Genomic DNA, 13,448 nt, shown 5'->3' with positions numbered 1-13,448 from the left:
CCCGGTACCGGCCCCTCCGCGCCCGGACTCACGCCGACACCGACGCGGCGGGCGTGATCGGGCCCGACGAGAACGTCACCGCGCCCCGGCGCGCCCGGGCGCTGCCCACCAGATAGCCCGCCGCCGTCGTCAGCACCCCGGCCACGATCGCACCGGCCCGCCCCGCGCCGCCGCGCCCGCGCCCCGGCCCGCGCACCGCGTCGCGCAGCCCGCGCGCCACCCCCGCGGGCAGCACCCGCGTGGCATAGCGCCGCTCGGACTCAAGTCCCTTGCCCGCGCCGACACTTCGCGCCACCAGGGCCTTCGAGAGCCCCTCGGCGTACGCGCGGGTGCGGAAGTACCCGAACCGGGTACGCGCCCGGGGCACCTTGTGGTGGATCACCGCCCGGTCGTCGATCAGCAGCACCGCGTCCGGCAGCGCCCTGCTGAGCCTGATGCACAGCTCCGTCTCCTCGCAGCCCAGCGGACGCTTGTCGCCGTCCCGCCCGATGCCGGTCGCGAAGCCCCCGGCGGAGTCGAACGCCGTACGGCGGAACGAGGCGTTGCCGCCCAGGACGTTGCGGACCCGCACCCTGCCGGGCGGCAGACCCCGGTACGTACAGCCGACGACCCAGTCGAACTCCTCGGGGAACCAGGCCGGCCGGCCCCCGGACGACCAGGCGGGCAGTGTCCTGCCGCCGACGGCCATCACCCGGGGATCGCCGTAACCCGCCGCGAGGTACCGCAGCCAGTCGGGCTCGGCGACGGCGTCGTCGTCCAGGAAGGCCACGAACTCGCCTCGTGCGGCGGCGATTCCGGTGTTGCGGCCGGCGGAGAGGCCGCGGGGGCCCGCGTTGGCGAGCACCCGCACCTCCCCGCCGTCCGCCGGGGGCAGGGAGGCGTACCGCGCGCGGAGCCGGTCCAGCAGCGCCTCGTTGTGGTCGACCACGAGCAGCGTCTCCGTGGCCGGCATCGACTGGCTCCGTACGGAGTCGACGGCGGCGAGGGTGTCCTCCCAGCGCTCCTCCGTGTACGCGCAGACGACCACGGAGAACGAGCGGTGGAGGTGACGGTCGATCAAGACACCTCTCCCTGGCTCGCGACGGGCCCCGTGAGGCCCGTCCGGACGGTGAGCGGGAGCGGCCGGGGGAGCGCCGGCCGGACGCCGCGCGGCCGGCGCCGCGCCGCCCTCGGGACGCCCTTCTCCCGGAGGATGACCTTCAGGACCCGCAGCCCGTCGCGTACGGCCCGGAGATTGCTCACGCCGTGGATCCGGTCGTACTCGTGGCTCGGTATCTCCTGCACCTTCAGACCGGCCTTGACGACCCGGATGTTCATCAGGGTCTCGACCTCGAACCCGGTGCAGTCGAGGGTGATCCGGTCCAGGCAGTGCCGCCAGAAGGCGTTGTAGCCGTAGCAGAGGTCGGTGTAGCGGGCGCCGAACTTGGCGTTCACGACCGAGCAGAGCACATGGTTGCCGAGCTTGCGGATCGGCGTCATGTCGTCCGTGCCACCGCCGTTGGCGAACCGCGACCCCTTGGCGAAGTCGGCGCCCGAGACGAGTGCCGACACATAGCTGACGATCTCGTGGCCGTCGGCCGAGCCGTCCGCGTCGATCATCACGATGATGTCGCCGGTGCAGGCGGCGAAGCCGCTGATCAGTGCGTCGCCCTTGCCCTTGCCGCGCTGTTCCACGACCTTGACGTCCGGCCACAGCTCCCGCGCGACGCGGACCGTGCCGTCGGTGGAGTTCCCGTCCACCAGGACGACTTCATGGATCCAGTCGGGCAGCGTCTTGAAGACGTACGGCAGATTCTCCGCCTCGTTCATCGCGGGGATCACCACGCTCACCGGCGGCGCGATCGCGAGATACGAGGAGACCGGCCGATAACGGCCGGAAATGTTTTGTTCGTCGAGCAGTTGTTCGTCGAGCATTTGGTTGTCAAGCAGTTGGTCGTCGAGAACGTCAGCGGAAAACGACACGGCTAACGGATCTTCGCCCGGGGTCGCCGGGCGCAGGAATGAACTCACGGGATCTTTTCCCTCTCCACCGGTGGACCGCCCGCCCCCGGGCGGTCCGGATGATGTGCCGGTTCGAAAGGGGGGTTCTCACCCTGTACGTGACAGCGTGGATCTCCGTGCCTGCCAGGTGAGTTGACGAGATTCGAGCGCCGCGCGGCACCCCCCTACCGCGCCCCGCGCCGGGAGCCGCCGCGACTTCTGAGCCCTCCCCTGAAGTCGCTCTCCATGACGGACCGATGCGGGTGGATGTCCGAAGGTATTGATACTTACGACTGTATGGCAAGGGCTGCGACATGACCGTGCCTATTTGCTATTTGGCCTTACTTCGACGGTGGTTTCCGGAACCTCCCTGTTCGGATTTACTCGATCCGTTACGTGACGCGCCCCCGTTTCGAGCCAGTTCGAGCGGTATACGCGCGTCCATCTGCAATTTGTCACCGGATCTACTTGGCATGGGCACTTCCAGTGAAGTCCTGTGCCTGGTACGAACGTTGAAGCAGAGATCCTGCTCAATGGAGGTTCCATGAAGCTGTCCAGATTCGCCGCGCTCTCGTCCACGCTCCTGCTCGGCGCCGTTCTCGCGTTCACCGGCGCGGGCCAGGTCCAGGCGGCCGAGGCCGCGGCACTCGACTACGTCGCCCTCGGCGACTCCTACTCGTCCGGTCTCGGCGCCGGGCCCTACGACAGCGCCAGCGGCAACTGCAAGCGCAGCAACAAGGCCTACCCGTCCCTGTGGGCCGCCGCCAACGCACCCTCGTCGTTCGCCTTCACCGCTTGCTCGGGCGCTCGTACGGGTGATGTGACCGGCAGTCAGCTCGGCCCGGTGAACTCGGGGACCGACCTCGTCAGCATCACCGTCGGCGGCAACGACGCCGGCTTCGCCGACGTCATGACCACCTGTGTCCTCCAGTCCGAGGCCAGCTGCGTGGCGCGCGTGAACACGGCGCGGGCCTACGTCGACAACACGCTGCCCGGCCAACTGGACAGCGTCTACAACGCGATCAGCGCCAAGGCGCCGGCCGCCGAGGTCGTCGTCATCGGCTACCCGCGCTTCTACCAGCTCAGCGGCACCTGCGTGGTGGGCCTGTCGGAGGTCGAGCGCAGTGCCATCAACGGGGCCGCCGACCACCTCAACACCCTGCTCGCCAAGCGCGCCGCCGACCACGGCTACCGCTTCGCGGACGTCACCGGTCCCTTCACCGGTCACGAGATCTGCTCGCCGTCGACGTGGCTGCACAGCGTCACGTTCCCGATCGGCGAGTCCTACCACCCCACGGCCCAGGGCCAGTCGGGTGGTTATCTGCCGGCCTTCTCTTCGGCCGTCTGACCCAATCGCGGATCGTACGAACTGACCGCCGGGCCGATGCCTGTCCGTCCGTCCCTCGGGGCGGGCGGACAGGCATCGACGTTCGATCCGATCGAACTGTCCGGTGGTCGATTGTCCAACTCGCCCTGGAATACAATGGATTCACCGGGCGGACTGCCATCCCCCAACGGGTGCTGTCAATCCCTGAGGCGGGATACACGTGTGTCGCATGGGGGCGATAGGGTTAACCTGCCCGAGCCGGGTGCCCTCGTACGGGTGGGGAGTGACATGGATCAGATAACGGTGCACAGCAGGGCGCGAGTCCCTGCCATCACATGTGGGAGCAGCGCGACCAGTTCACGGCTCGACCGTCATCTGTCGGTGCTGGGCGGCCCCGCCGTCCCGCAGCGCGAGACGGCCGAGGCGACGATGCTGATGCGGGAGTTGACCTCGCGGGACGAGGTACGGACCCGTAAGAGCAAGAGCGCGCGTGTCTCCCTGTTCGCACCGCTCCGGCGGCTGCGACGGTCCCTCTTCGGCAGCCGCCGCTGATCTCAGCCGGTCGGCGGTCGCCGACCCCCGGACAGCGCTCGGACGATCACGCCGTCCCGACGCAGCGCCGCTCTCCGCTCGCCCGTCACTCCCAGGGCCGGCGGCGGTGCGTCGGTGTGCTCGCCGAGTGCCGGGACTGTCCCCAGCGGTGCCGCCATCTCACCACCCGGCAAAGTGAACCGGCGGCAATCGGCAACGGGACAGCGGCAGTTGGCGTACGGGAGCGAGCGGCTATGCGCCGTTCCCGGTGTATCTGCGGACCGTCAGCGGCACGAACACCACCAGGATCAGCAGACCCCAGAGCAGCGCCCCCGCCACCGGATTGGCCAGCGGCCAGGCCGCGTCGGCGCTCGGCGGCGCGTTGCCGCACAGATCGCGTACGGCGGCGGCGACCGCGCTGATCGGATTCCATTCGGTGACGACACGGAGCCAGCCCGGCAGTCCCTCCGTGGGGATGTACGCGTTCGAGAGCAGCGGCAGCACGAAGGTGACGCTGCCCAGTTGACCGGCGATCTCCTCGTTGCGGATGAGCAGCCCGAGATACGCGCCGACCCAGTTGGCCGCGAAGCGGAAGAGCAGCAGCAGACCGAAGGCCCCGAGCGCGCCCGGCACACCTCCCTCGATCCGCCAGCCCACCGCGAGACCCACCAGCACCAGCGGCACCATGCCGACCACCGTGGTGAGCAGATCCGCCGCTGTCTGGCCCAGCGGTACGGCGACCCGGCTCATCGGCATCGTGCGGAACCGGTCCATCACGCCGCGCTGCGCGTCCTGCGCGGACTGGAACATGCCGGTCATCATGCCGCCGGCCGCCGTCGCCGCGAGCAGCCCCGGCACCAGGAAGGCCCGGTACTCCTGGCCCGGAGTCGCGAGCGCGCTGCCGAAGACGAAGCCGAAGAACAGCAGCATCGTGATCGGCATGGTCTGGGTCAGGATCACCACGCCGGGGGAGTGCCGGATGCGCTGGAGATGGCGGCCGAGGACGGCCGTGCTGTCGTGGGCGACTGTGCTCACGCGGCGCGCTCCTCGGTCGTCCCGCGGGCGGTACGGGGCGCGCTCGCGCCGCCGGTCAGCCGCAGGAACGCCTCGTCCAGCGTCGGCGGGCGCAGGCTCGCGTCGACCACCGGCACCCCGGCCGCGTCCAGTTCGCGGACGATCCGGGGCAGGGTCAGCGCCCCGTCGGTCGCCACGGCGCCCACCGCCCGGCGCCCCCGGTCGATCACCGGCTCGGCGCCGGTGAGTTGGTCGAGCACGCCCGCCGCGGTGAGGAAGACCGTCTCCGTGGCGTCGTCGGCCACCACCACCTCGGCGTACGACCCGATACGGGACTTCAGCTGGGCGGGTGTGCCCCGGTGCGCCGCCCTACCGTGGTCGATCAGCACGATGTCGTCGGCCAGTTGGTCGGCCTCCTCCAGATACTGGGTGGTGAGCAGGACGGTCGTGCCCTCGGCGGCCAGCTCGCGCACCGCCGTCCAGATCTGGCCGCGGCTCCGCGGGTCGAGCCCGGTCGTCGGCTCGTCGAGGAAGAGCACCTGGGGCCTGGTGAGCAGGCTCGACGCCAGGTCGAGGCGGCGGCGCATACCGCCGGAGTAGGTGCGGGCGGCCCGGTCGGCCGCGTCGGTGAGTTCGAACCGCTCCAGCAGCTCGTCCGCGCGGGCCCGGCCCGTCGCTCCGCGCAGGCGGAGCAGTTTCGCGAACAGCCGGAGATTCTCCCGGCCGGTCAACTCGCTGTCGACGGAGGCGTACTGGCCCGCGACGCCGATCGCCGCGCGGACCGCCGCCGCCTCCCTCACGATGTCGTGCCCGGCGACGCGGGCGGATCCGGCGTCGGGTGCGCAGAGCGTGGTGAGGACGCGAACGGCGGTGGTCTTGCCCGCGCCGTTCGGCCCCAGCACCCCGCAGACCGTGCCCCGCGCGACGGCGAGATCCAGGCCGCGCAGGGCGTGGACCGCGCCGAACCGCTTCTCCAGACCCTCACTAAGTACGGCGTACGTAGTATTCATACGGCTCACCGTACCCCACTACGTACGGTGTACGTAACTAGGCTTCTGGGGGAGAATGGCGGACGAGGTGATGACCGATGGCGGGGCGACCTGCTGAACCCGAAGTGATCTGGTCGCGTCCCGAGCGCGCCGCCCGTGGCCCCAGGCCCGCGCACACCCGCGCCGAGATCGCGGCCGTCGCCGTACGCGTCGCGGACGACGACGGCATGGACGCCGTCTCCATGCGCCGGGTCGCCGGGGAGCTGGGCTGCGGCACGATGTCGCTGTACAACTACGTGCCGCGCAAGGAGGACCTGTACGAGCTGATGGTCGACCTCGTCGCCGAGGAGCACGACCTGCCGGAGCGCCCCACCGGCGACTGGCGCGCCGATCTCACGACGCTCGCCCACCGGGCGCGGGCGATCATGCGGCGCCATCCGTGGATGTCGCGCCTCATGCAGTCGGCCTACGGCTTCAGCCCGAACACGATGAAGTTCCTCGAATTCAGCCTGTGGTGTCTGGACCCGCTCGACCTTCCGTACGGGCGCAAGGTCGAGCTGGTGGCCATGGTGAACGGCGTCGTCACCACCTACGTCGCCAACGAGCTGCAGACCGCCGAGCGCACCCGCTCACTGCCCTGGTCCGCCGAGCGGGAGCACGAGATCCGGATGGCGTATCTGGAGAAGCAGATCGCCACCGGGCAGTACCCCCGGCTGGCGGCGGCCTTCGCGGAGGACTCGGGGCCGGTCGACATGGAGGCCGTCTTCGACCGGGCGCTGAGCCGGGTGCTGGACTCGTTCGGCAGCGGCTGACGGCTGACGGCTGACGGCTGACGGCTGTCCCGCTGACGAGCCGTCAGCACGGCTCAGATCAGGGCGAACTGGCCGTCCGGTCCTTCCTCGTGGTGGTCGAGTACGGAGGCGGGGCGCCGGGCCGGGTCCGGTACCGGCAGCACACCCGCCGCCCGCAGCTCGTCGGTACCGATCACCGGCCCGTCGTCCAGCGCCTCGCGCAACTCCCGCTGCCGAGGCCGCACTTCGGCGAGCAGCGCCAGTACGGTGATCAGCTCCAGCAGCTCCGAGGTCCACTCCTGCGGCCAGGCGCGCGGGCCGATCGCCTCCAGGGTGCCCGGCTCCGGGGGCGCGGTGCGCCGCTCGAACCACAGCTCGATCATCCGGACGCCGCCGACCTGGAAGTCCCACGCCTCGGCCGGCACGGGTGAGATCCGGCCGTCACCCAGGTGGAGCGTCTCGTCCTCGGAGCCGTAAACGATTGTCGTGGGCCGTGCCGGGATCGCGGCGCGTACGTAAGGGCGCCGGCCACCCGGCAGCCGATGGCGCTCCCCGCCACGCGCGCCGCGCAGTTGGATGCCGGTCAGCTGGGCGCCGAGCGCCACGCCGGTGGTCCAGAGGTCCGGGTCGGCGGTCAGCGGGACCACGCAGCCGCGCGGCGAGGGCCGGGCCGCCGCGACCGCCCAGTCGAGCAACTGGCGCGCGGTGACCTCGTGTCCGAGGCGCGCGGTCAGCGACTCCACGAGTCCGGGCGTCAGATTGGGCTCCGCACCGCCCGGCCGCCGGAACAGCGGCCGGATCCGGCCGGGCCGCCCGGCGGGGGAGCGGCCGTCCGGCAGCAGGGCGCTCACCAGCAGCGCCGGACCGGCGGCCCCGGGGACGAGCCCCTGCTCCACGGCGAAGAGTTGACGCTCGTCGGCGATCCGCCACAGCTCCGGCCTGGCCGCGTCGATCAGCCGGTGGTCCGGGATCAGATACCGCTCGTCGAACGGGCCGTGCCCCACCCGCAGCGGCGTCGGACACCGCCCGGACTCCCGCGCGAACCTCCCCGTGCCGGTGAGCTGCCCCGGCAGCGCGGTGACCGCGCTCTGCGGCGTACGGGACCGGGTCGGGCGGAACAGCGCCGTACGCTCGGCTCCCGTGGCCCGTATCAGCGTGTCCCAGCGCGCGGTGAGCGAGGCGGCGTCGGGGGCCAGGATCCAGCCGCGGCCGAGCCGCAGCGGCGCCACCGACCACGGCATGAGGTCGCTGAGCAGCGGGGCCGTCATCGGGGCCGTCATACGGGCACACCCCTCCCGGTCCGTTGCGTGCCGTCGGCGAAAGCGTACCGACCGGGCCTGCCGGGCAGTGGCTCAGCCGGATTGTCGCGTCAGTCCGTCTCCATCGTGACCGAGAAGGAGAAACGGTCGCCCCGGTAGCGGATCCTGGCCACGTCCACGACCTGGCCGTCCGCGTCGTACGTGACCCCCGTGTAGTGCAGGATCGGGCTGAGCAGCGGCACCTGGAGCAGGTCGGCCGTGGCCGGGTCGGCGAGCGTGGCCTCCACCGTGTCCGTGATCCGGGAGATCTTCACCCCCAGCACGTCGCGCAGCACCTTGGTCATCGGCCAGCGCTCCAGATCGTCCGGATCGAGCCGGTCCGCGACGTCCGTACGCAGCGCGTTCTCGGCCCAGTTGGTCGGCTCGCCGCTCTCGCCGTCGCGGCGCAGCCGCCGGTAGAGGGCCACCTCGTCGACACCCGGGAAGTACTCGGCCAGTTCGCCGGGCACCGGTGCCCGGCCGTGGCCGATCACCGCCGTCCGCTCGCCCGACTGCTGGGCCACGACCGCGTCGACCGAGCCGAGCAGCCGGCGGGGCGCACCGCGCCGGGCGCCCGGTTCGATGAAGGTGCCGCGCCGCCGGTGCCTGCTGATGAGGCCCTCCTGCTCCAGCTCCTTGAGCGCCTGACGCATCGTCAGGACACTGACGCCGTAGTGCCCGGCCAGCTGCTCCTCCGTGGGCAGGCGCAGCGGATCGTGCGGGCGCCGGCCGAGTATGGAGGCCCGCAGAGACTGCGAGACCTGGTACCAGAGCGGCAGCTTGCGGTTGAGGACCAGCGAATCGGGTGCGAATGCGGTCACGGCGGGCTCCGGGTCAGGGTCTGTCGGTGGGGGCCGGGCCGGAAGTTGGCCTGAAGTGGCGCTCCAGACCTTGCCACACGTTGTCGTAACCCGACTGAAGGTGTCCGGCCGTGGCCGCCTGGGCGGTGGCGGTCACCGGCCAGCGCGTCTCGAACATGAACGCCAGTCCGTCGTCGATCCGCTGTGGTTTCAGCTCGGCTGCGCTGGCCCGGTCGAACGTCTCCCGGTCGGGCCCGTGCGCCGACATCATGTTGTGCAGCGAACCGCCGCCGGGGACGAAGCCTTCCGCCTTGGCGTCGTACGCCCCCTCGATCAGGCCCATGTACTCGCTCATCACATTGCGGTGGAAGTACGGCGGCCGGAAGGTGTTCTCACCGACCAGCCAGCGCGGCGCGAAGACGACGAAGTCGACTCCCGCCAGGCCCGGGGTGTCGGACGGCGACGTCAGCACCGTGAAGATCGACGGATCGGGATGGTCGTAGCTGATGGTGCCGATCACATTGAACCGGCGCAGGTCGTAGACGTACGGCAGATGATTGCCGTGCCAGGCGACGACATCGAGCGGGGAGTGGTCGTACGTCGCGGTCCACAGGTTCCCGCAGAACTTGTTGACCACCTCCGTCGGGCGCTCGACGTCCTCGTAGGCGGCGACGGGAGCGAGGAAGTCCCGCGCGTTCGCCAGGCCGTTGGCGCCGATCGGGCCGAGGTCGGGGAGGACGAACGGGCGGCCGTAGTTCTCGCAGACGTATCCGCGCGCCGTGTCGTCCAGCAGCTCGACCCGGAAGCGCACGCCGCGCGGGATCAGCGCGACGTCGCCGGGACGGGCGGCGAGCAGGCCGAACTCCGTGACGATCAGCAGCCCGCCCTGTTCCGGCACGATCAGCAGCTCACCGTCGGAGTCGCTGAACACCCGGTCGGTCATGGGGGAGTTGGCGTGATACAGGTGCACGGCCATACCCGTGCGCTGCGCGGCGTCGCCGTTGCCCCCGAGCGTCCAGAGGCCGGCCAGGAAGTCCGTGCCGGGCGCGGGGGCCGGCAGTGGGTTCCAGCGCAGCCGGTTGGGGTCGGGCACGGACTCGGTGAACGGCGCGCCGCGCAGGGTGCCGTTGTCGGTCCGGGTGAACGGCGGGTGCGCCGCCGACGGGCGGATCCGGTAGAGCCAGGAACGGCGGTTGTGCGCGCGGGGCTCGGTGAACGCGCTGCCGCTCAACTGCTCCGCGTACAGGCCGAGCGGGGCTCTCTGCGGCGAGTTCTGTCCCACGGGCAGGGCGCCCGGTACGGCCTCCGAGCTGTGCTCGTTGCCGAAGCCGGTGGCGTACGCCAGGCCCTCGGCGGTCTTCCTCGCCTGCTCGATGCCGCTCATCGTCGCTCCCCGTGTCGCCGGTCGTCGTGCCACCGGTCGTGTCGCTGTACTGCCGGACAGTGCTGCCGGACGGTGAATCCTATGCTCCACCGTAGGATTCCGTCGCTGGCACGTCAACGGGGACAGGCACGTTGGATCACGTTGTCCGAAAGAGACGCCTGTACGAACAGAAGTACGGTCGCGCCGTCTCGAACGGCGGCCCGCCACAAGGGAGACTCGAAGAGCCGCAACCACCGCACATCTCGCCGAAGGGTGGGCCAGCCCGTGTACGGAGTCAGCGCCGGCACCCACGACGGCCTCCGCAGGGTCCCCGTGCAGCGGCGCAGCGCGGCCCGTCTCGCCCGGATCCTCGACGCCTGCGCCGAACTGCTCGACGAGACCGGCTACGAGGAGTTGTCCACCCGCGCCGTCGCCACCAGGGCGGGCGTGCCCATCGGGTCGGTGTACCGCTTCTTCGGCAACAAGCGCGCCATGGCCGACGCGCTCGCCCGGCGGAATCTGGACAGCTACGCCCGACGCGTCGAGCGCCGGCTCGCCGCGATCCCGTCCGCCGACTGGCGGGCCGCGATCGACGCGATGCTGGACGAGTACCTCGCCATGAAGCGCACCGTGCCCGGCTTCGGTCTGGTCGACTTCGGCGCCAGGATCCCGGCGGGCCCGCCCGGTCCGGCCCCGGCACCGGCCCCGGCCGCCGCCGACGGCGAGCCGGTGCGTGACGCCAACCACCGCGTCGCGGACCGTCTCGCCACGCTGCTCGCCGCGCAGCTGCGCCGTGCCCCGGATCCCGCGCTGTGCCGGATGGTCCTGGTCGCCGTCGAGGCGGCGGACGCGCTGTTCCAACTCGCCTTCCGTACGGACGCGTCGGGCGATCCGGACATCATCGCCGAGACGCGGGAGCTGGTCCGCGCGTATCTGGCGCGGACGTTGGGCTGAGCTGAGGGGACCGGGCCGCGGCACCTCAAGGCGTGCGCCACCGGCGGACCCCCTTCCCTCATCCGTACCGGTCGGTATGCTCGGCGGCAGCCCGTGCGCCATCGCTGCCGCCGCCCCTGGAGGACCCATGCCGCCCACCGGTCACGCCCGCACCGCCCTGCGCGTCTGCCCCCTCTGCGAGGCCACCTGCGGACTGACCCTCACCATCGAGGGGACCACGGTCACCGGCGCGCGCGGCGACCGCGACGACGTGTTCAGCAACGGCTTCATCTGCCCCAAAGGCGCCTCCTTCGGAGAGCTGGACGCCGACCCCGACCGGCTGCGCACCCCGCTGATCCGGGTGAACGGCGAGCTGAGGGAGGGCAGTTGGGACGAGGCGTTCGACCTGATCGCCGCCCGGCTGCGCCCGCTGATCGAGGAGCACGGCCCCCAGTCCGTCGGCGTCGTCCTCGGCAACCCCAACGTCCACACCATGGCCGGCGCCCTCTATCCGCCCGTCCTGCTGGGCATCCTCCGCACCCGTAACCTCTTCACCGCCTCCACCCTCGACCAGATGCCGAAACACGTCTCGTCCGGTCTGCTCTTCGGCGACGCCCTCGCGATTCCCGTGCCCGACCTGGACCGCACCGACCATCTGCTGCTCCTGGGCGCCAACCCGCTGGACTCCAACGGCAGTCTCTGCACCGCGCCCGACTTCCCCGGCAAGCTCAAAGCCCTGCGCCGGCGCGGCGGCACCCTCACGGTCGTCGACCCGCGCCGTACCCGCACCGCGCGCCTCGCCGACCGGCACCTCGCCATCCGGCCGGGGACCGACGCCCTGCTGCTCGCCGCCCTCGTCCATGTCCTGTTCGAGGAGCGGCTCACCGACCCCGGCGCCCTCACCGGCCACCTTGAGGGAATGGATGAACTCCACTCGGCGGTACGGGAGTTCACGCCCGACGGCGTCGCGGCGGCCTGCGACCTGGACGCCGAGGAGATCCGTACCCTCGCGCGCGAACTCGCGGCGGCGCCCACCGCCGCCGTCTACGGACGCATCGGCAGCTGCACCGTCGAGTACGGCACGCTCGCCAGCTGGCTCATCGACGTCCTGAACGCCCTCACCGGGAACCTCGACCGGCCGGGCGGCGCCCTCTTCCCGCTCTCCGCCACCGACCACGCGCCCCGCCCGGCCGCCCCCGGCAAGGGATTCGCGCTCGGCCGCTGGGCCAGCAGGGTCGGCGGCCACCCGGAGGCCAAGGGTGAACTGCCCATCGCCGTCCTCGCGGAGGAGATCGAGACGCCCGGCGACGGGCGGATCCGCGCGGTGATCGCCCTCGCCGCCAACCCCGTGCTCTCCGCGCCCGACGGCAGCCGCCTCGACCGGGCACTGGACGGCCTGGACTTCATGGTCAGCGTCGACCCGTACCTCAACGAGACGTCGCGGCACGCGGACGTCGTACTGCCCCCGCCGCCGCCCTCCCGCAGCGCCCACTTCGACTTCGCCTTCAACGGCTTCGCCGTACGCAACCAGGTCCGCTACAGCCCGCCCGCCGTCCCCCTGGAGGCAGGGCTGATGGACGAGTGCGAGATCCAGGCGCGGCTGGTGCTGGCCGTGGGCGGGATGCACGGGACGGATCCCTCGGCCGTGGACGACCAGGTGATCGACCGCACGCTCGCCAAGGCCGTCGCCGACCCGCTGTCACCCGTGCACGGGCGCGACGCGAAAGAACTCGCCGCCGCGCTCAACGGCCCCGGCGGTCCTCAGCGGAGGCTCGACCTGATGCTGCGCCTGGGCCCGTACGGCGACGGCTTCGGCGCCGACCCGGCGGGGCTCACCCTCGCCCGGCTCGCCGACCGGCCGCACGGCATCGACCTCGGACCGCTGAAGCCGCGGATCCCCGGACTGCTCAAGACCCGCAGCGGGCGCGTCGAACTCCTCCCCGAGCCGATCGCCGCCGACCTGCCCCGGCTGCGCGCCGCGCTCACCGACGTCCCCGCGTCCCTGGTGCTCGTCGGACGCCGGCATCTGCGCTCCAACAACAGCTGGATGCACAACGTGCCGACGCTCAACGGCGGTTCGAACCGCTGCACCGTCCAGGTCCACCCCGCCGACGCCGCGAGGCTCGGCCTCGCGGACGGCGGACCGGCGCGTATCACCACGGAGGCGGGCGAGATCACGATCCCCGTGGAGATCACCGACACGGTCCGGGCGGGGGTCGTGAGCGTGCCGCACGGCTGGGGGCACGACCGGCCCGGCACGCGGATGGCGGTGGCCCACGCGCGGCCGGGCGTCAACGTCAACCAACTGCTCGACGGAAGCCGGCGCGACCCGCTGTCCGGGACGTCCGTACTCAACGGCTTTCCCGTCCAGTTGGCCCCCGCCTGACCAGCACCCTTCGCTGACCTGGGGTTTTGCGCGTAT

Annotated in this window: 12 protein-coding genes; 5 read left to right on the top strand and 7 right to left on the bottom strand. The window is 71.6% G+C overall.

Going from position 1 to position 13,448, the window contains the following annotated elements:
• Nucleotides 1-28: 28 nt before the first annotated feature.
• Nucleotides 29-1,060, bottom strand: a complete 1,032-nt coding sequence (locus ACFT9I_RS24775) for a glycosyltransferase family 2 protein (protein ID WP_382567565.1) — start codon at nucleotides 1,058-1,060, stop codon at nucleotides 29-31.
• The gene (locus ACFT9I_RS24770; protein WP_382567602.1) at nucleotides 1,057-1,914 is read right to left on the bottom strand and encodes a glycosyltransferase family 2 protein; all 858 of its coding nucleotides are present in this window, start codon (nucleotides 1,912-1,914) and stop codon (nucleotides 1,057-1,059) included. The genes ACFT9I_RS24775 and ACFT9I_RS24770 overlap by 4 nt, the downstream gene beginning before the upstream one ends.
• A gap of 610 nt (nucleotides 1,915-2,524) precedes the next feature.
• On the opposite strand from ACFT9I_RS24770, the gene ACFT9I_RS24765 reads away from it, so the two are divergent.
• Nucleotides 2,525-3,328, top strand: coding sequence for an SGNH/GDSL hydrolase family protein (locus ACFT9I_RS24765; RefSeq protein WP_382567562.1), 804 nt, complete (start codon nucleotides 2,525-2,527; stop codon nucleotides 3,326-3,328).
• 267 nt (nucleotides 3,329-3,595) lie between these two features.
• Nucleotides 3,596-3,859, top strand: coding sequence for a hypothetical protein (locus ACFT9I_RS24760; protein ID WP_382567560.1), 264 nt, complete (start codon nucleotides 3,596-3,598; stop codon nucleotides 3,857-3,859).
• A gap of 231 nt (nucleotides 3,860-4,090) precedes the next feature.
• Here ACFT9I_RS24760 and ACFT9I_RS24755 read toward each other — a convergent pair whose 3' ends face one another.
• Both ACFT9I_RS24755 and ACFT9I_RS24750 read right to left on the bottom strand, forming a co-directional pair.
• Nucleotides 4,091-4,873 carry an ABC transporter permease gene (locus ACFT9I_RS24755; protein ID WP_382567558.1) on the bottom strand — a complete coding sequence of 261 codons (783 nt, stop codon included), beginning with the start codon at nucleotides 4,871-4,873 and terminating at the stop codon, nucleotides 4,091-4,093.
• The gene (locus ACFT9I_RS24750) at nucleotides 4,870-5,862 is read right to left on the bottom strand and encodes an ATP-binding cassette domain-containing protein (RefSeq protein ID WP_382567556.1); all 993 of its coding nucleotides are present in this window, start codon (nucleotides 5,860-5,862) and stop codon (nucleotides 4,870-4,872) included. The genes ACFT9I_RS24755 and ACFT9I_RS24750 overlap by 4 nt, the downstream gene beginning before the upstream one ends.
• Nucleotides 5,863-5,939: 77 nt before the next feature.
• Here ACFT9I_RS24750 and ACFT9I_RS24745 point away from each other — a divergent pair, with 77 nt between their 5' ends.
• Complete coding sequence (locus ACFT9I_RS24745) at nucleotides 5,940-6,653, top strand: TetR/AcrR family transcriptional regulator (protein WP_382567555.1); 714 nt, start codon at nucleotides 5,940-5,942, stop codon at nucleotides 6,651-6,653.
• A 53-nt stretch (nucleotides 6,654-6,706) separates the two neighbouring features.
• Here ACFT9I_RS24745 and ACFT9I_RS24740 read toward each other — a convergent pair whose 3' ends face one another.
• The 3 genes from ACFT9I_RS24740 to hmgA all read right to left on the bottom strand — a co-directional run bounded on the left by ACFT9I_RS24740 (nucleotide 6,707) and on the right by hmgA (nucleotide 10,114).
• The gene (locus ACFT9I_RS24740) at nucleotides 6,707-7,912 is read right to left on the bottom strand and encodes a type ISP restriction/modification enzyme (RefSeq protein WP_382567553.1); all 1,206 of its coding nucleotides are present in this window, start codon (nucleotides 7,910-7,912) and stop codon (nucleotides 6,707-6,709) included.
• A gap of 89 nt (nucleotides 7,913-8,001) precedes the next feature.
• A complete protein-coding gene (locus ACFT9I_RS24735) occupies nucleotides 8,002-8,751 on the bottom strand; it encodes a GntR family transcriptional regulator (RefSeq protein ID WP_382567551.1) in 750 nt (249 codons plus the stop codon).
• A gap of 13 nt (nucleotides 8,752-8,764) precedes the next feature.
• Complete coding sequence (hmgA, locus tag ACFT9I_RS24730) at nucleotides 8,765-10,114, bottom strand: homogentisate 1,2-dioxygenase (protein WP_382567550.1); 1,350 nt, start codon at nucleotides 10,112-10,114, stop codon at nucleotides 8,765-8,767.
• 264 nt (nucleotides 10,115-10,378) lie between these two features.
• On the opposite strand from hmgA, the gene ACFT9I_RS24725 reads away from it, so the two are divergent.
• Together ACFT9I_RS24725 and ACFT9I_RS24720 are read left to right on the top strand one after the other, a co-directional pair.
• The gene (locus ACFT9I_RS24725; RefSeq protein WP_382567549.1) at nucleotides 10,379-11,047 is read left to right on the top strand and encodes a TetR/AcrR family transcriptional regulator; all 669 of its coding nucleotides are present in this window, start codon (nucleotides 10,379-10,381) and stop codon (nucleotides 11,045-11,047) included.
• A 127-nt stretch (nucleotides 11,048-11,174) separates the two neighbouring features.
• Nucleotides 11,175-13,412, top strand: coding sequence for a molybdopterin oxidoreductase family protein (locus ACFT9I_RS24720; RefSeq protein WP_382567547.1), 2,238 nt, complete (start codon nucleotides 11,175-11,177; stop codon nucleotides 13,410-13,412).
• The last annotated feature ends 36 nt before the right edge of the window (nucleotides 13,413-13,448 follow it).

The sequence above is a fragment of the Streptomyces sp. NPDC057137 genome (assembly GCF_042670825.1).
GTDB lineage: Bacteria > Actinomycetota > Actinomycetes > Streptomycetales > Streptomycetaceae > Streptomyces.
The sequence above is the reverse complement of the archived record's forward strand: the minus strand, read 5'-3'. Positions and strand labels throughout refer to the sequence as shown.

Coding starts and splice junctions, on each gene's coding strand:
- ACFT9I_RS24770 (WP_382567602.1), bottom strand. CDS start 1,914: ATGCTCGACGAACAACTGCTCGACGAACAAAACATTTCCGGCCGTTAT.
- ACFT9I_RS24765 (WP_382567562.1), top strand. CDS start 2,525: ATGAAGCTGTCCAGATTCGCCGCGCTCTCGTCCACGCTCCTGCTCGGC.
- ACFT9I_RS24760 (WP_382567560.1), top strand. CDS start 3,596: ATGGATCAGATAACGGTGCACAGCAGGGCGCGAGTCCCTGCCATCACA.
- ACFT9I_RS24750 (WP_382567556.1), bottom strand. CDS start 5,862: ATGAATACTACGTACGCCGTACTTAGTGAGGGTCTGGAGAAGCGGTTC.
- ACFT9I_RS24745 (WP_382567555.1), top strand. CDS start 5,940: ATGGCGGGGCGACCTGCTGAACCCGAAGTGATCTGGTCGCGTCCCGAG.
- ACFT9I_RS24740 (WP_382567553.1), bottom strand. CDS start 7,912: ATGACGGCCCCGATGACGGCCCCGCTGCTCAGCGACCTCATGCCGTGG.
- hmgA (WP_382567550.1), bottom strand. CDS start 10,114: ATGAGCGGCATCGAGCAGGCGAGGAAGACCGCCGAGGGCCTGGCGTAC.
- ACFT9I_RS24720 (WP_382567547.1), top strand. CDS start 11,175: ATGCCGCCCACCGGTCACGCCCGCACCGCCCTGCGCGTCTGCCCCCTC.